This window comes from Cupriavidus sp. C3SS-1, from assembly GCF_057073755.1.
This window is the reverse complement of sequence record NZ_CP172700.1, coordinates 375,609-393,181: the sequence shown is the minus strand read 5'-3', so window position 1 is coordinate 393,181 and position 17,573 is coordinate 375,609. Positions and strand designations below refer to the sequence as shown.

The window sequence follows — 17,573 nt, the reverse complement described above, 5'->3', positions numbered from 1 at the left end:
CTTTAAAGTGTCTCAAACATCCCTTTCTTTCAGACACCTCGATACAATCCGGGACGTTTTGGTAGGATTCAGTCTTTTCGAAGACCGGTATTCCCGAGTGCCCTGCTCTGTCCTGTGCCCCCGCCTTGTGATGATCGTGGTTGCTTCATGAGGCTGGACAAGATCAAGTCCCTGCTCGTCCCGCCGCTAACCCAGGCCTGGGCGAACTGGCAACCGGTTCAGCGCCTCAAGTCCTTGCCCGCCATGCGGCGCCCGACGCGCAGACAGGCCCTGCTTGCCGTGGCGGCCGTGCCGGCGGCGTTCCTGCTCTATGTGCTGGTTCTGATTCCGTTCACGCCGGGCATCAGCGACATCCGCAAGGCCCGCTTCGAGCGCCCGGCGCAGGTGCTGTCCGCCGACGGCAAGGAACTGGCCGTGTTCAAGTGGGCCAACCGCGACTGGGTGAAGCTGTCGGAGATCTCGCCGACGGTGATCGATGCCTTGATCGCAACGGAAGACCACCGCTTCTACCAGCATCATGGCCTGGACTGGCGGCGCACGGCCTCGGCCGCGCTGCACACCTTCTCCGGCGACCGCCAGGGCGGTTCCACCATCACCCAGCAGCTCGCGCGCAACCTGTACCCCGACGAGATCGGCCGCGCGCCGACCATGACGCGCAAGCTCAAGGAGGCGATCACCGCGTTCAAGATCGAGGCCCTGTACACCAAGGAACAGATCCTCGAGACCTACCTGAACACGGTACCGTTCCTGTACAACGCGTACGGCATCGAAATGGCCGCGCGCACCTACTTCGACAAGTCGGCCCGCTCGCTCGACGTGCTGCAAAGCGCCACGCTGATCGGCATGCTCAAGGGCAACAGCTACTACAACCCGGTGCTGAACCCCGAACGCGCGCTCGACCGGCGCAACACGGTCCTGGCGCAGATGGTCAAGCGCGGCCGGCTCGACGCCGCGCGCTTCGAGCAGCTGAAGAAGCGGCCGTTGCGCATCGACTTCGAGCGCCAGACCGAACCGCCGGGCCCGGCGCCGCACTTTGCCCTGCAATTGCGCAAGTGGCTGATCGGCTGGGCCGACCGCAACGGCTATGACATCTATGCAGATGGCCTGGTCGTGCACACCACCATCGACGCGCGCCTGCAGGCGATGGCCACGCAAGCCGTCACGGCGCAGGGCAACCGGCTGCAGTCGATCGCGAATGCGGCGTGGGCGCCGCGTGCCGGCTGGGCGGCCAGCAAGGACCTGGTGCAGGCCTTTGTCCGGGAAACGCCCGAATACCGCAGCGCCGTGGCCGCCGGCACGCCGGCCGACGAGGCGCTCAAGCACCTGCTGGCCAACACTTCGTTCATGCAGGCGCTGCGCCAGCAAAAGACGCGCATCCAGGCGGGCTTTATCGCCATCGATCCGCGCACCGGACAGATCCGCGCCTGGGTCGGCAGCCGCGACTACACCCAGGACGCGTTCGACCACGTGCAGAGCGCGCGCCGCCAGCCGGGCTCCACGTTCAAGCCCTTTGTCTATGGCGCCGCATTCGAGCAGGGCAAGACGCCCGACGACACGCTGGTGGACCAGCCCGTCGAAATCCAGCTCGCCGGCGGCGAAGTCTGGCGCCCGACCGACGAAGGCCGCCCGAGCGGCCGCGCCATGACGCTGCGCGACGGCCTGGTCTATTCGCGCAACACCATCACGGCCCAGCTCATGCAGGAAGTTGGGCCAGCGCGCGTCGCGCGGCTCGCGCGCGCCATGGGCGTGCGCGACAGCAAGCTCGACCTGGTCCCGTCGCTGGCGCTGGGCACGAGCCCGGTGACCCTGCGGGAAATGGTGGCGTCCTATGCCACCATCGCCAACGCGGGCGACTATATCGCGCCGACGATGGTGACCCGCATCGAAGACCGCGACGGCAAGGTCCTGCAGGAATTCCAGCCCGCGCGCGCCGAGCGCGCCCTGCCAGCCGACACCACGCAGACCCTGCTCGACGTGATGCGCGACGTGATCGACCGCGGCACCGGCGCCAGCATCCGCTCGCGCTTCGGCATCCGCGCCGACGTGGCCGGCAAGACCGGCACCACGCAGGACAACGCCGACGGCTGGTTCATCCTGATGCACCCCGAGCTGGTCGCGGGCGCGTGGGTCGGCTTCAACGACAGCCGCGTCACGCTGCGCAGCGACTACTGGGGACAGGGCGCCCACAGCGCGCTGCCGATCGTCGGGGACTTCTACCAGCACTCGCTGCGGGCCCGCATCATCGATGGCCGCGCGCGCTTTGCCGAGCCCGAGGAATCCAGCGTCTTCAGCGCGCTGGCCACGCAGGTACGCGGTTGGTTCACGCGGCTGTTCGGCGGCAAGGGCCCGGCGGAAGCACCAGGCAGCCGGCCTGCACCACGCCGCCCGGCGTTGCCGTCGCCGGAAGCGGATGTCACGCCGCAACCGCCGGCGCAAGCCGCCACCACCGCCGACGCTTCCGACGCGACCGCCGGCATGGCGCTCGACCGAGGCGAAGTCGTCATCACGCCGGAGCCGGCCCCCGCGGAACCGGCCGACGCCACGGCCGGCACTGCGCCGGCACCGCCGGCTTTGCCGACGCAGCCCCCCACTGCCCCGGCATCCCCGGCACCGGGCGCAACCAGCACGCCTGGCTGACCTGCGCTTCTCCCGCTGGCATGCCCCGCAGCGCACCTGCGGCATGCCGCCCACCGCAACGCGCGGACAACTGCTGGCGACCGGACCGATCCGTGCCTACATTGATTCCATCGGTGTCAGCGGGAGGGCGCGGCCATGTCCAGACAACTTGCCGTCATGATGGTGCTGCTAACGGCCAGCGGGCTGGCCCAGGCCGTCACCAAATGCCAGAACGGGAACGAAACGCTCTACACGTCGGCGTCCTGCCCGGCGGGCTACCGCAACGTCACGGGCACCATGCGCTCCCACGTGATGACGGTCCCCGGCGCCGCGAAGAACCAGAAGGCCGACCGCGCGATGTCGGCCCTGCGCATGCAGTCGGCCGCCCAGGACCGGGCCGACGAGGAAATGGACCTGCGTGCCCAGAACGCATTCTGGAACCAGTGCCTGGCCATCGACTACCGCGTGCGCGCGACCGAGCGCGCCATGCAGACCACCGAATACTGGAGCTACGCCGACCGCTACCGCGAACACGCGGACGCCTTGCGTGCGCTGCAGTTCGGCATGGGCTGCCTGGGCTGAGTGCCTTGGGCGGCCGCGCGATGGCCGCGTGACCGATCCGGCATGCGCACGTCGCCGCGCGCATGGCATGTGCGAAAACAGACGGTCATAACGGACGAACCCCTGCGTCATAGCACCTGTGACCCGATCGTGGTCACCAGGCACCCCCGCCGTTGCGGGGATGCGAGCGATCCACATGACGAGGGGGCCCGAACATGAAGATCCGCCTAGCCTGCCTGGCCGCACTGTCGGTGCTGCCTGCCGCCGCGCTTGCACAAGCCAGTACCACACCGTACGGCATTCTCGATACCAGCGTGGAGCACGTATCCAGCGTGCCCGCCACTGGCACGGGCGGCCGCTATGTCATGCGTGAATACTCGGCGAATCTTTCTGCGACACGCTGGGGCCTGCACGACGGCAAGGAGCCCGGCACTGGCCTGAAGGCCTTCGTCGCGATGGAAAGCGGCGCCTATGCCGATGTCGGCAACACCAGCCAGGCCAACCGCGCCAGCCTCGGCGCAGCCTATGCGCTGGGGCCGGCCAGGGCAGTGGCCGGCTACCGCTGGTCGTATGACAGCTTCAGCACGATCGCGCTGCGCAGCAACCTGTACTGGCTTGGCCTGCAGTACCAGCTCACGCCCGGGATCCAACTGGGCGGCGCGGCCTACTACAACGATGCCCACGGCAATTCCGGCGATCCGTACAGCTTCATGCTGACCGGGTCCTATGCCTACTCCAAGCGCACGGACGTCTATACCGTGCTGGGATTTGCCAGGAGCCGCAACGCCCCGGCCATGGGACTGACGGGCTTCGGGCCGTCACTGAATCCGTATGCGACCGCGCTGTCCGGGCCGACCGAGCAGGTCGGCGCGCGGGAAAGCCAGTTCGGCGCGGTGATCGGGTTGCGGCATCGGTTCTGACAATGCTTTCGCAGGGGCCGTCTCGTGTGCCGCGATATCAGTGCATCACGACCAGCATGCCGTAAAACAGGACCGCCAGGAACAGCGTCTCCAGCACCATCAGCGCCACCGGCTTCCAGCCCACGGACAGGATGTCCTTGAGGTGCGTCTTCATGCCGATGGAGACCATGGCCATGACCAGGCACCACTGCGAGGCGAACTGTCCCGCCTTGACCAGGTACGCGGGCAGCCAGCCAGTGCTGTTGATCGCCACCAGCGCCGCGAACGCCACGGCAAACCACGGCAGCAGCGGCGGACGCGTACCCGTGCCGGCTTCGCCCTGTGCGCGCTGATGACGTTGCGACAGCCATGCGGCCAATGCGATCACGGGCAGCAGCATGGCCACGCGCATCAGCTTGATCAGCGTGGCCGCATCGCCGGCTTCGTGCGAGATGCTGTAGCCGGCTCCCACGACCTGCGCCACGTCATGGATGGTGCCACCGATAAAGGCTCCGGCCTGCGGCGCAGGCAGCGCCAGCACTTGCGCGATCATCGGGTACAGCACCATCGCCAGCGTGGACAGCGTGCTGACCGAGATCACCGTGAACAGCGTGGCGCGCTCCTTCAGCGGATGCTGCGGCATGGCCGCGGCCAGCGCAAGCGCCGCCGAAGCGCCGCAGATGGCGACGGCGCCGCCGGTCAGCAGGCCGAAGAAGGTCTGGAACCCCATCAGCCGCGCCAGCACGATGCCGCACAGGATGGTCAGGCCCACCGCCAGCACGACCATGGCAACGGAGTGCCACCCCAGCGCGGCAACCTGCGACGCCGTGATGCGCAGCCCAAGCAGGGCCACGCCCAGGCGAAGCACCTGCTTGGCGCTGAAGTCGATGCCCGACGCGCTGGACGGCTCCTTGGACAGGAAGTTCAGCGCCATGCCCAGCAGCAACGCGAACAGCATCACCGGTGCGTGGTAATGGTCGGCCAGCGACATGGCGGCGACGGTCACCACCGCGCTGATGATCATGCCGGGCAGATAGCCGCGGAACGTGGTCAACGAGCTTGGGCTCAAGAATCTTGCGGACATGACTGTCTCTCCGGTAAATCGGTGGGGGCAGCCCGTCCTCGGAAAAGGCTTCTGGCTGAGTTGTCGGACGTGGGGAACGCCGGCTTGCTTGCTATAGGCTCAATGTAGGCGGTAGCCCGCGCGCATGCTTTGCATTGCCTGCGGCAAGCTTGACATTTCGTGCCAGGGGTCTTGCGCTATCGAGTGCGCGTCACATCGATGACATGCCCGCGCGAACGGCTCACACCGGTCCGGGCAGTGTTTTCAGTCCGAGCCAGAGCACACCGATGACGACATTGACCGGCACGATCAGCACACCGGGCACATAGAAGATCGCCGACAGGCCCGGCGCGCGCAGCATCAACTCGACCGCGCCGCCGAGGGCGAAGAAGATCAGCCCGCACCAGAGCCAGCGCCGCATGTACGTCAGCAGCCAGTGCGCGTGCATCTTGTTGAAGCGCCACGCGGCCGAGCGTTCCAGCAGATTCCCTCTGCTGGCATCCTTGTACAGCCAGTCAAAGAAGAAATAGCGGTACAGCAGGGTGCGAAAAAGAAGTTCTCGCATAATTACCCAGTCTAGCAACTGCGTGTCACGCCGGCGCGGGACGAGCCGGCGTGGGGCTTTCCCGCCATCATTGACGATTCGGGCCACGCTTGCGCCGCTTTCCAGGCCTGGGTCAGCCTGACCGTCGGCCGTGACCGAAGCTAGCCCATGATATTCACGCCGCCATCCACATACAGCGTCTCGCCCGACAGCCGGCGGGCATAGGGCGTGGCAAGAAATGCGCAGGTGAACCCGACATCCATGATGTCGACCAGCTCGCCCAACGGCGCGCGCTGGGCAGCATCCGAGAGCATCAGGTCAAAGTCCTTCAGGCCCGAGGCGGCCCGCGTCTTGAGCGGTCCTGGCGATATCGCATGCACCCGTATGCCCTGCGGCCCCAGCTCGTAGGCCAGGTAGCGTGACGCCGCCTCGAGCGCGGCTTTCACGGGCCCCATGACGTTGTAGTTGGGCACGACCTTGTTGGCACCGTAGTAGCTCATGGTGAACATCGTGCCGCCGTCGCGCATCAGCGGAGCGGCCAGCCGTGCCATCCGGATGAAGGAGTGGCAGGAAATGTCCATCGCCTTGGCGAACCCTTCGGCGGAACAATTCAGGAGTCCGCCCTGGAGATCGTCCTTCGGCGCCCAGGCGACCGAGTGCAGCAGGATGTCCAGCTTGCCCCACTTGTCTTCGATCTGCCCAAACAGCGCTTCCATCTCGGCTTCGCTGGAAACGTCGAGCGGCAGGAAGATCGGTGATTCAAGCTCTTGCGCCACCGGCTCCACATACTGCCTGGTCTTTTCATTGGCATAGGTGATCGCGACCTCGGCGCCCAGGTCGTGAAAGGCTTTGGCGCAGCCGTAGGCGATCGAATGCTCGTTCGCGATGCCGCAGACCAGGGCCTTCTTGTTGGCCAGGATCGGCTGTGGTATCTGGACTGTCATGTTACATCCCCTTGGTATCGATCAATGACCTGGTATGCCGGGCGATCATCAGTTCTTCATCGGTCGGGATCACCCACACCGCAACCTGCCCGGATGCCGTGCCGATGCGCGTCGCGCCGTCGGCATTGGCGTTGGCCGCCGCATCAACGGTCACGCCAAGCCAGGCTGCCTGACGGCACACGCGTTCGCGAATCAACGGGGCATGTTCCCCGATGCCCGCGGTGAAAACCAGCGCGTCCAGGCCCTGCGCCGCCGCGGCCAGCGAGCCCAGCTCGCGCCCGATCCGGTAGGTGTATAGCTCGACCGCCAGGCGGGCGCGCGGATCGTCGCTGGCGAGCAGCACGCGCATATCGCTCGATATGCCGGAGACGCCGAGCAGGCCGGACTGGCGGTAGATAAGATCCTCGATGTCCTGCGCGCCCATGCCCAGTTCGCTGATCAGGTACAGGATCACGCCCGGATCGAGGCTGCCGCAGCGCGTGCCCATCGGCAGGCCGTCGACCGCGGTGAACCCCATGGTGCTGGCCACGCTGCGGCCGGCCACCAGCGCACACATGCTGCTGCCATTGCCGAGGTGGGCCACCACGGTGCGGCCGGCCGCGGCCCTGGCGTCGATGCCCGGCAGGACGCTGGCGATGTACTCGTAGGAAAGCCCGTGAAAACCGTAGCGACGGATGCCGCGCTCGGTCATCGAAGCCGGCAGCGCAAAAGCCTGGGCGATCTCCGGCTGCGCCCGGTGGAAGGCGGTGTCGAAGCAGGCCACCTGCGGCAGCTCCGGCCGCCGTTCGGCGAGGATCCGGATCGGCTTGAGGTTGTGCGGCTGGTGCAAGGGCGCCAGCGGGCAGAGCGTATCCAGCTCGGCCAGAAGTGCCTCGTTCACCCGTGCCGGCTGCGCGAAGCGCACGCCGCCATGCACCACGCGGTGCCCGACGCCAACCAGCGCATGGCCCTCTCCGTGGCCCCGCAGGAAATCGGCCAGAAAGGTGACGGCGCCACCGTGTCCCAGCTCGGTCCCGTCGCCCCACTTCCTGGTCTCCACTTCGGTGCCCGAGGCATCCGCCGCACGAAAGGTCGGCGACGTGTAAAGCCCGTCGAGGCTGCCCCGCAGCACCAGCCTGAGTGCGTCGCCCTGTGCGTCGTAGGCGCAGTACTTCAGGCTCGATGAACCCGCGTTCAGGACAAGGATCACGTCGGCCATGTCGTCACCCCTGTACCTGGCCGGAATCCCGGCGCGCCTTGGCCACCAGAGCCGCCACCGCGCATGACGCCAGGCGCGTCATGACCGCATCGGCGCGGCTGGTCAGGATGATGGGCACGCGCGCGCCCAGCACGATGCCCGCGGCGTCGGCGCCGGCCAGGAAGGTCAGGCTCTTGGCGAGCATATTGCCGGCGTCCAGGTCCGGCACCAGCAGCACGTTGGCACGCCCCGCCACAGGCGAGTCGATCTTCTTGATGCGCGCGGCGTCCAGGTTGATGGCGTTGTCCAGCGCAAGCGGGCCGTCGACCACCGCGCCGGTGATCTGGTGCCGGTCGACCATCTTGCACAGCGCGGCGGCCTCCACGGTGGACGGCACCTTGGGGTTGACCGTTTCCATCGCCGAGAGGATCGCCACGCGCACGTCCTTGAGCTGGAGCGCATGCGCCAGGTCGATGGCGTTCTGGAGGATATCCGCCTTCTCCTCCAGCGTTGGCGCGATGTTGACGGCGGCGTCCGTAATGATCAATGCGTCGTCGTGGCCGGGCACATCCATCACGAAGCAGTGGCTGATCCGCCGGGCCGTGCGCAAGCCGCCGTCGCCCTTGACCACGGCGCCCATCAGTTCATCGGTATGCAGGCTGCCCTTCATCAGCGCCTCGGCCTTGCCTTCGCGAACCAGCCGCACGGCGGCAGCCGCGGCGGCATGGCTGTGCTCGGCATCGACGATCGGATACGCGCTGATATCGATGCCGTTGTCACGGGCCGTCTCTTCGATGCGATCGCGAGGCCCGACCAGGACAGGTGCAATCAGGCCCAGCCGCGCCGCCTCGACCGCGCCTTCCAGGGAACTCCGGTCGCAGGGATGCGCGACCGCGGTGGGCGTGGGCGGAAGGGACTTGCAGTAGTCAATCAGGCGCTGATACTTCTCGTGCATGGCATTTTCTCCTGCTTCGAATCAACAGGTGGCTGTTGGTTGCCGGCCAGGCGCCGGCACAAGGAGCTACGACGCGCGCGCCAGCGGTCGGCGCGGCCGATCAGGCTTGATCGACAGGACCGAACGGATACGTTCGAGCATCGCGGCTTGCTCGGCCGTCGGCGTGCGGCCAAGCAGCCGTTCGTCATCCCTGAGCTTCCCGGCCAGTGTCTGCAAACGCTGGCGATCATTGGGTTCGCTCAGCAGGACCGGCAGCGTCTCCAGCGCGCGCTCCGGCGCGTACAACGTGATGAGTTCCTGCTGGCCACGAATTTTGCGCCACGCCTCCGGCAGCAGTTCCGGCAGCAACTCCGCGTAGTCCGCCACCAGTTCCTTGCGCAACTCGAGCCGCGACAGCGGCAACGGCTCGTCCTTTTGCTTGAGCAGGCAGGCCACACGGGCGATGGCCTCCGCATAGCCACCGTGCTCGATCGACGCCAGCGCGGCCTTCACCTCCGGCAGTTCCCGTGGCTCGGTCACCTTGGGCGGTCCGGCATGCGACGCCTTGTCCTGTGGAATCGCCCAGTGCAGGTTGGCGTACAGGTTGAAGAACGTGGCTTCCGTCACTGCATCGCGCACGGCACGGTAGGCGTCGAGGCCCGCGCTGAGCATGTCCGCGCCGGCCTGCTCGCGCTTGCGCAGCGGATGGTCGGCATCCAGCGCCTGCCGATTCGCCTTCACCGCATTGGCAGCGGCACCCAGCCACGCCATCCACGGATTCAGGTCCGAAAACGCCCAGTTCTGCATCCGCAGCGGATGGAATTCGCGCAGCATCCGCGCCGACGCCTCGTTCGACATGGCCTGCACGAATGGCTGGGCAAACAGTTCATAGGCGCGCTGGTTGAATTCGGACAGCGCGGCGACGGCCTCGAACGGCTTCTCATCGGCGCGCTCGAAGCGGTTGAGCCGTTGCGCGATCTCTTCGAGCGAATGTTCGCGGAACTCGACCTCGTATTCCACGCCGCCATCGGCCTTGCGCTCGTGGATCAGCATGCCGTAGAGGCCCGGCGGCAACAGCTCGATACTCTGCAGCACGGAGACGATCTGCGCGTGCTCCTTCTGCGCGACCTTGCCTGAAACGAAGATGCCGAGGTGGCCGACGTCCTGGTGCATCATGCCGACGATGACCTGGCCGCGCGCCTTGATCTCCTCGGTGCTGCCATAGACATCCACCACCCAGTTGAAGGCCTGCTGCGGCGGCGTAATGTTGTCCCCCATCGAGGCAAACAGCACGATCGGGGCCTTGATCGCGCGCAGGTCGAACGCCTTGCCGCCGGCATCCTTGACGTCGCCGCTCCACAGCTTGTTGCCGACGAACAGGTTACGCGTGATCCATTCGATCTCTTCGCGGTTCATCAGGTAGTAGCCGCCCCACCAGTGCTCGAACTCCAGGAAACGCGGCGGCTCGGTATCGGCCTTCTTGTACAGGTTGTAGTACTTGTCCCACAAGCTGTTGGCCGGGTTCAGGTTCTCGAAATTCTGGACCAGCCACGCGCCGTCGAACTTGCCGTTGCCCAGGTCCGCCGTCAGCGACGACAGCCAGGTCCCGCCCAGCAGTCCACCCGAGTAGCGCATCGGGTTGTCGCCTTCGCCCTCGCTCCAGGCGCCGCCCCAATAGGACATCGGCGCGCCGTTGATGACGATGGGCCCGGTGTCGTCCGGGTCCGAGGCGGCGAGCATCATGGCCGCCCAGCCGCCCTGGCAATTGCCGACGATCGCCGGCTTCGGGCTGTCCGGATGCAGCGCGCGCACTTTCCGGATGAACTGCTGTTCGGCTTCGCACACATCGAGCAGCGTTTGCCCCGGCTCCGGGTCGCGAAAGAAAATGACGAAGTAGACCGGGTGGCCTGCGCGCATCGCCACGCCAACCTGGGAGTCATCCTTGAAGCCGCCGATGCCCGGGCCGTGACCGGCACGCGGATCGATGATGACGTAAGGACGGCGGCCGTTGTCGATGGTTACGCCCGCGGGCGGCGTGATCTTCAGCAGCGCATAGTTGACCGGGCGCTCGAAGGTGCGCCCGTCCAGCACGGTTTCGTACGCAAAGTGCAGCACGGGCTTGAGGCCCTGGGCCGCGTTCTCGACAAAGTTGTTGCCGCGCTGCCGGATCGTGTCCCAGAACAGGATGGCGCGCTGCATGCTGTCCACGGCGTACGCATAGCAGTTCATCGGATCCGCAGCGGCGATCCAGCCAGCGGGCGTCGCCGCCTCGTCGGACATGGCTTCCTGCGTGCGACGGCTGAATGCCTCTTGTGCAACCTTCAGGCGCTTTTGCAGCACCACACCCGTCTTCACGCCCACTTCACGCGCGTGAGCCAACTTCTTTCCTGCGTCCATGCTGCCCCTCCGTAAGGGAACCGCCGCAAATCAATCGGTCAGAAACGCGAATCAGCAATCATCCGTCGCTGCGCTAGTTGGCCGCGGCCGGACTGACCGACACCGCCACCGCTTCACTGTAGACGGCTTCGACCCGATCGCCCTTCTTCACGTTCTTGAGGCGTTCGGGATCCGCCACCACCAGGTCGACCACAAGCCCCTTGGGTCCCTTCAGCGTCACGGTACTTGCGTCCTTGTTGACCGCGACGACATCGGCCGTGGCGGTCACTTCGCGACCGATCAGACCCCCTGGCTTTGCACCCGGCGCGGCCCTGTCCGAGATCTTGCGCTCGCTGATCGACAGTGGCCCCTTGGTCTTCTCGAGGCTCAGGGTCAGCGCTTTCATGTATTCGATCTCGACGGTATCCCCCACCGCGAGCTGCTCGAAATTCCGGGCCTCCGGATCGACGGCAAGGTCTACCACTTTTCCGTCCTTGCCTTTCAGCGACACTGTCCGCGTCGGCGCGTCGATCTTGACGATCTTCGCCGTGAGCTTTGCCGTACCGATTGCCGTGGCCTGTCCCGGCGCGTGCGTAACGTCCACGCGCGTCTCGGGTTGTGCCCACGCCGTTGTCGTTGCGGCAAGCAAGGCCACCGCGGCCACCAGTCCCTTCGCGTTCATTGATATTCCCCTTGATCCGAGTGTTGTCCCGCCAAAAAATGCATGCTTCAGCTAAAGCGCTCTCTCAGCACCTGCGCGCTGAGCTGTTGTCCCTTCCAGTACATGCCGTGGATACGGCCTTTCAACTTGTCGAGGGCGTCGCTATCGAGCGCATCGAAAGTCAACCTTGCTGAAGGCCGGGTGCCGTCGCCTTCGAGATATTCGATGCCGTCGAACTGGGGCAAGCCGTACTTCACGAGGAACGCGCCGATCTCTTCATCGGTGGCGTCGGGAACGATGTTCGCAAGCAATAGGACAGACATACTCGCCTCCCCAGGGGACCATGATTGTTGTTGTGCTGCAGAGCACCACTCTATCTGGAAGGTCGGGGTGGACCGACATGAAATCTTTGCTGCGCCGTGATAAAAAATTCTTCGGGGAAGGGATGGGGGAAGGAAGGGAAAGGGAAAGCGCTGGGCTCGGCACATCAATCGAAACGGCATGTTGGCTGCCGCGGGCGATGCCTTTCCAAAGGAGGCGGCTCGTCCCCCTCTTTCAAGGGATTGCCATGTTCGAGCGACTGTCTGGGCGCGCCGAGCGAATCCAGACAGCCGCCAATGCGAAGCCGTCGAACGCGGCCGATCTACGCTTCGAAAACCTTGCGCAGGGTCCGCGCCAGATCCTCAATGGAATAAGGCTTGCTGAGCAGGACGACGCCCTCATCGAGCCGGCCTTCATGGAAGATCTCGTCGCGCGTATAGCCCGAGGCGAAAATGACCTTGGCCTTGTAAGGCGGATTGCTCACGATCCGGGCCAGTTCGCTGCTGCGGACCGTGCCGGGCATGACCACATCCGTAAAGAGCAGGTCCACGCCTTCGCCCCGCTGCAACACGGCAAGCGCTGCGTCGCCATCCTTGGCCGACAAGACCTTGTGACCGAGCTGCGCGAACATGTCGATGGCCGACAGCCGCACGTCCGGATTGTCTTCCACCACCAGGACAGTCAGTTCGCTGGCGACATTGCCCAGGACCGGCCGCTCGTGATCGGGCACTTCGTCCTTGTGCGTCCTCGGGAAGTAAAGCGAAACCGTCGTGCCCTGGCCGACCGCCGTCTGCAGATCGATATGGCCCTGGCTCTGCTTGACGAAGCCGAAGACCATGCTGAGCCCGAGGCCGGTTCCATGTCCTTCCGGCTTGGTCGAGAAGAATGGCTCGAAGGCGCGCGCCTTGACCTCTTCCGACATACCGGTGCCCGCGTCGACCACGGAAAACCGTACGTAGTCTCCCGATGGAAGCTCGATGGCCGATTCCTGGTTGCCATCCTGCACGGTCAGGTTGGCCACTTCGATGTGGATCGCTCCGTTGCCTCGCAAGGCGTCGCGCGAGTTGATGACCAGGTTCAACAGCGCGCTTTCCAGTTGCGTGAGATCTACGAACAGGTTCCAGACATCAAGCGGGACGTTCAGGTTCAGTTGAATACTCTCAGGCACCGCGCGCCGCAGCAGGTCCGACATTGCATCGATCATCTTGCGCGGATTGGCCACCGTCGGGCTAAGCGGCTGCCTGCGCGCAAATGCCAGCAATTGCTGGGCGAGCTTGGCGCCGCGCGCCACCGCCGCATTGGAGGCGTGGATACGGGCCTGGAGTCGGGGGTCATTGCCGACGGCAAAGTTCAGGAGCTGCAAGTTCGACGAAATCACTTGCAGGACGTTGTTGAAATCGTGCGCGACGCCACCGGTCAGGCCACCGACGGCCTCCAGCTTCTGCACCTGGCGCAGGCGGTCCTCCGCGCTGGTCCGGGCCCTGACCTCCTGGGCGACGCGCTCTTCCAGGTTCTGGTTCAATGCGAACAGGGCTTGCTCGGCCTTGCTCCGGTCAAGCTCCGCCTGCAGCCGCTTGCGCTCCGCAAGCACGCGTTCGGTGGTTTCAAAGACATTGGCGATCACGCCGGCCGGAGCGCCGTCGTCATCCACGACCGGGCTGTAGTGGAGGTCCATCCAGACTTCTTCCGGCCGGCCGTGCCGGTGGAGCGTGAGCGGCTTGTCCTTGTACGAGAGGGTTCCGCCCGCAAGTACCGTGTCCACGACATAACGGTTGAATGCCGCGACCTCCGGCCACCCCTCTTCAACCGGCTTGCCCAGCAGGAACGGGTGCCGGCCGCCGGCGAACACCGCGTAGGCGTCGTTGTAGACCATGACGCCTTCCCGGCCCCAAAGCATCACCAGGGGAACGGGGCAGGCAAGGAGAAACTGTATGTTGGCATTCAGGCTGCTCGACCACGTTTCCCGGGCGCCGAGTTCGGTCTCGCGCCAGTCGTAAGCGGCGATTCGGTGAGCCATCTCACCGCGCCATCCGGGGCACAAGTTCGTGGATGACGGCCAACCTGTGGATGCAATCATGTCACTGATCCAGAAAGCGGTTCTGGCAACTATACCCGCCCCGCTGGAGCCCCGTTTTCCCGCCGCAAAGGTCGCCGGATGCCAAGCGCCGGAAGATGCATACAACGCAACATCCGGCTCGACTGAGCGATAGTTGCCGGCCGGTAACCGGACGCTAGACCAATCCGATATCTGTCGCATTTGCCCCGGGAAACACCTGCGCCAGCCGCGCATCGTCCAGGCCGTACAGCCGCTGGAATATCCCGGCCAGCACGGCACGATACTCGTTACGCACGGGGTAGTCGCGATTCTGGTTGAGCGTGGCCGCCTCCACCGCCACCTGCTCTCCGGCGATGCGGCCGCCGCGCACGGCGCCGCCGGCCACCCAGTAGACCGTACCGTGGCCGTGGTCGGTCCCGCGCGAGCCATTCTCGCGAAACGTGCGGCCGAACTCCGACACCACCACCACGGTGGTCTTGCCCCACGCCGGCCCCATCTCCTGCGCAAACCCGGCGAGGCCGCGTCCCAGGTTGTCGAGCAGGTTGGCCAGCTGCCCCTGCGCGGCGCCCTGGTTTGAGTGCGTGTCCCAGCCCCCGACGTCGACGAAGCCGAGGTTGAACTTGTCGCGCATCAGCCCCGCCATGCGGCGCGCCTCGACCTCGAAGCCGCGGGCGCTCAGCGAGCGGCGGTTGGCCGCCTGCATGTCCTGCATGCGCGCGGCCATGGCGTCCATGCCGCCCGCCACGGCGGCGCGGGCCTGCATCGCCTGCGCCTGCTCGGCCACGGTCTGGCGCAGCTCGAAGCCTTCGTCGATCAGCGACTCGAAGCGCGTGCCGCGGTACATCTGCGCGAGCGCGCGCGTCTGGCGCGCGTCGAACGGCGTGCGGCCCGTGCCCTTGAGCGAGACATTGGGAACATCCTGGCTGCCGGACAGCACCAGCGGCAAGCCGTCGGTGAAGGCCACCGGCGCGGCGCGCCCGCCCATCGACTGCGCCAGCCGGTTCAGGAAGCCGCTGCCGCGCAGCGACGCCGCGTCGTGCCGGCCATCGCCGCTGCCCGGGGTACCCGAGGCGCCCGACTCGATGCTGTCCTGCGTCTCGAAGTGGCTGCGCGACATGTCATGAGTGCCCGCGAACGGCACGAAGGCAAGCTGCTGCTGGCTCCACAACGGCAGCATGGTGTCGGCCAGGGCCGGATGCAGTGCCCAGTCGCCGATGCCACGGCGGCCGCTGTCGGCCGCAAAGGATGGCGCCAGCGCCAGGGCCGCCGCGGGATCGCGTTCCGCCCCGGCGGGCACCGGCCGCCGGATCGCGATATTGGGCCGCGAGGCGTAGTAGAAATCGCTGCCGGCCGGCACCAGCACGCTGGCGGCGTCATAGGCGCCGCGCAGGAACACCAGCAGGAAGCGCGCGTCCGCCTGCGCCGGCAGCGCATACACGCGCGACATGGTGGCAGGCAGGGCCAGCGCCAGTCCGGCGCTGCCCATTGTCTTGAGCCATTCCCGACGTTTCATCTCGAAGTCCTTGCGTGTGCATCAGTGCATCGTGTGCCTCGCCTGGCTGCCGGATCAGCGCTGCATCCACTCGGGCGAGCTGAGCAGCAGCGTGTTCCATTCGGCCTGGGTTTCCGCCTGCGCAAGCGACGTGCGCGTCTGCGGTCCGAGCGTGGCTTCGATGGTGTCGTAGTAGGCCTTGCCCGCGACTACCGGAAAACGCGCTGGCCCGGGCGGAAGGTTGGCGTCGCCGGCAAACAGCCCCGCCGGGCCGGAGCCGATGGCACGCGCGATCTCGAAGCGCTTGACCATCTGCCCGGAACTCGCCCAGGCGCCTTCCGCCGTCGGGTAGCCATCCGGCGTGACGTGTCCGTAGAGCGGCTCGCCCAGCTGGTTCAGCCAGTTCATGACCGGACGCAGGTTGGTGACGGTGCGGCCGTCATACGCCAGGCGCATCGACGCCATCACGAAGGCCATCGGGTCGCGGAACTTGCGGCCCGGTGCGTCAAGCACGCGGTCGAGTTCAGGGGACAGGAACAGGGTGGTCAGCACGGCGGCAATGTCGCCGTCGGTACGCGTGAAGGTGGCGGCCATGCGGTCGACCAGCGAGGCCGGCGGATTGTCGGCCACGAAATAGGCGGCGAGCTTCGCGCTGATGAAGCGGGCCGTGGCCGGATCACGCGTCAGGATGGCGACGGCGCGCGCGGCTTCGCCAAACCCGGTCGGCTCGATGCGCTGGCCGAGCAGCGTCTTGGCGCCGAAGTCGTGCCGGTTCGGATTGAACTCGAACAGCCCGTCGCCGCGGTACAGCGCCGCGCGCGCCGGCGCCAGCCGCGGCGGCTCGCCGCGCGCGTTGATGCCAAAGCCCGTCAGCACGCGCGCCAGTTCCTGCACGTCCTGCTGGGTGTAGCGCGAGCCGCTCGCTCCGCCCGACACGCCCAGCGTATGCAGCTCCATCAGCTCGCGCGCGTAGTTTTCATTGACGCGGTTGGCGCTGCTCTGCGTGTTGTCCAGGTACTCCAGCATGGCCGGAGCGGTCACGGTGGCCAGCACCAGGTCGCCGAACTTGCCGAGCGCGCGCGGCCGGATGGCGCTTTCCTCGTAGTCGGCCAGGGCCCAGCGCACCTGCCCCTTGGCGCCATAGACGCTGAAGTGGTTCATCCAGAACCAGGTCATCTGCTCGCGCAGCTGTGCCGGGGAGTACAGCGCACGCAGCAGGTGTCGCCGGCTGGTATCGGCAATGGCCTCGCGTCCCTGCCGGTTCAGCGCCTCGCGGGCCTGCTGCTTGGCCATCTCGTCGGGCAGGCTGGCGATGCGCTGGCGTTCCTCGCGCGCCGCGCGCGTGCGCTCGACGGCGGTGCCCTGCAGGTTTGGCAAGGCTGCCATGGCGGTGGTCACCGCCGGCGGGTCGGTGGCCGGCATGCGCAGCTGCTCCTCCAGGAAGCGCTTGCGGCCCAGCTCGCGCAGCCGGGCAATGCTGGCCTGGTCGGCACCGAAGCTCACGGTATTGAGCCAATGCAGGTCCGCCGGGCTGAGCGGCCCCGACACCGCAGGCGGCTGCTGCGCGCAGGACGCCAGCGCCAGCATGCAGGCCGCGGCCAGCAGCATGGCCGTCAGCACGCGCCGCACGCCGGGGATGCCGGCGCCGGCGGGAAAGGTCGGCCGCCCAGGGGTCATGCCTGGCTCCTTGTCTTGCGATGCAGGGACATGGTCCTCTTACGTGGCGGGTGCGCTGCCGGTTGACAGGGCGCCACCTGCCGCGCGGTAACGAAAACTTTCAGGGCGCCGGTCCCGCGGCATCTCATGCGTCGCCTGAAACACCCCGCCGCCAGGGCCGATTGCCGGAATCGCCAAGACTTCCCGCACGATGGGCGTTAGTTTCTGCGGCATGCCGGCACCACGAGTCTCCGTTGTGCCGGGTCCCCGTTG

General features: G+C 66.5%; 14 protein-coding genes. 3 read left to right on the top strand and 11 right to left on the bottom strand.

The features are described from left to right. The first annotated feature begins 147 nt into the window (after positions 1-147). From ACIGJC_RS17830 to ACIGJC_RS17820, 3 genes are all read left to right on the top strand, one after another. On the top strand, positions 148-2,637 hold the full coding sequence (locus ACIGJC_RS17830) for a penicillin-binding protein 1A (protein WP_483713385.1): 2,490 nt from the start codon (positions 148-150) through the stop codon (positions 2,635-2,637). 135 nt (positions 2,638-2,772) lie between these two features. After that, on the top strand, positions 2,773-3,198 hold the full coding sequence (locus ACIGJC_RS17825) for a hypothetical protein (protein WP_483713384.1): 426 nt from the start codon (positions 2,773-2,775) through the stop codon (positions 3,196-3,198). A gap of 194 nt (positions 3,199-3,392) precedes the next feature. Next, complete coding sequence (locus ACIGJC_RS17820; RefSeq protein ID WP_483713383.1) at positions 3,393-4,097, top strand: porin; 705 nt, start codon at positions 3,393-3,395, stop codon at positions 4,095-4,097. A gap of 37 nt (positions 4,098-4,134) precedes the next feature. Here the strand turns inward: ACIGJC_RS17820 and ACIGJC_RS17815 are convergent, their stop codons facing one another. The 11 genes from ACIGJC_RS17815 to ACIGJC_RS17765 all read right to left on the bottom strand — a co-directional run bounded on the left by ACIGJC_RS17815 (position 4,135) and on the right by ACIGJC_RS17765 (position 17,321). Then, complete coding sequence (locus ACIGJC_RS17815; RefSeq protein WP_483713382.1) at positions 4,135-5,160, bottom strand: YeiH family protein; 1,026 nt, start codon at positions 5,158-5,160, stop codon at positions 4,135-4,137. A gap of 220 nt (positions 5,161-5,380) precedes the next feature. After that, positions 5,381-5,704, bottom strand: coding sequence for a hypothetical protein (locus tag ACIGJC_RS17810; protein WP_483714456.1), 324 nt, complete (start codon positions 5,702-5,704; stop codon positions 5,381-5,383). A gap of 140 nt (positions 5,705-5,844) precedes the next feature. Further along, the gene (gene fabI, locus ACIGJC_RS17805) at positions 5,845-6,627 is read right to left on the bottom strand and encodes an enoyl-ACP reductase FabI (protein WP_483713380.1); all 783 of its coding nucleotides are present in this window, start codon (positions 6,625-6,627) and stop codon (positions 5,845-5,847) included. A gap of 1 nt (position 6,628) precedes the next feature. Continuing rightward, positions 6,629-7,825, bottom strand: coding sequence for an acetate/propionate family kinase (locus tag ACIGJC_RS17800; RefSeq protein WP_483713379.1), 1,197 nt, complete (start codon positions 7,823-7,825; stop codon positions 6,629-6,631). 4 nt (positions 7,826-7,829) lie between these two features. Beyond that, on the bottom strand, positions 7,830-8,759 hold the full coding sequence (locus tag ACIGJC_RS17795; protein WP_483713377.1) for a phosphate acetyltransferase: 930 nt from the start codon (positions 8,757-8,759) through the stop codon (positions 7,830-7,832). 66 nt (positions 8,760-8,825) lie between these two features. Next, a complete protein-coding gene (locus ACIGJC_RS17790) occupies positions 8,826-11,135 on the bottom strand; it encodes a DUF3141 domain-containing protein (RefSeq protein WP_483713375.1) in 2,310 nt (769 codons plus the stop codon). A gap of 73 nt (positions 11,136-11,208) precedes the next feature. Then, a complete protein-coding gene (locus ACIGJC_RS17785) occupies positions 11,209-11,796 on the bottom strand; it encodes a hypothetical protein (RefSeq protein ID WP_483713374.1) in 588 nt (195 codons plus the stop codon). Between the two features lie 47 nt (positions 11,797-11,843). Further along, positions 11,844-12,098, bottom strand: coding sequence for an RNA-binding protein (locus ACIGJC_RS17780; protein ID WP_483713372.1), 255 nt, complete (start codon positions 12,096-12,098; stop codon positions 11,844-11,846). A gap of 320 nt (positions 12,099-12,418) precedes the next feature. Then, entirely contained in the window at positions 12,419-14,173 is a 1,755-nt protein-coding gene (locus tag ACIGJC_RS17775; protein ID WP_483714454.1) for an ATP-binding protein, read from the bottom strand. 154 nt (positions 14,174-14,327) lie between these two features. Continuing rightward, a complete protein-coding gene (locus ACIGJC_RS17770) occupies positions 14,328-15,665 on the bottom strand; it encodes a DUF1501 domain-containing protein (RefSeq protein ID WP_483713371.1) in 1,338 nt (445 codons plus the stop codon). 54 nt (positions 15,666-15,719) lie between these two features. After that, positions 15,720-17,321 (bottom strand): DUF1800 domain-containing protein, encoded by a 1,602-nt coding sequence (locus ACIGJC_RS17765; RefSeq protein ID WP_483713370.1) that lies wholly within the window; start codon positions 17,319-17,321, stop codon positions 15,720-15,722. Positions 17,322-17,573 lie beyond the last annotated feature (252 nt).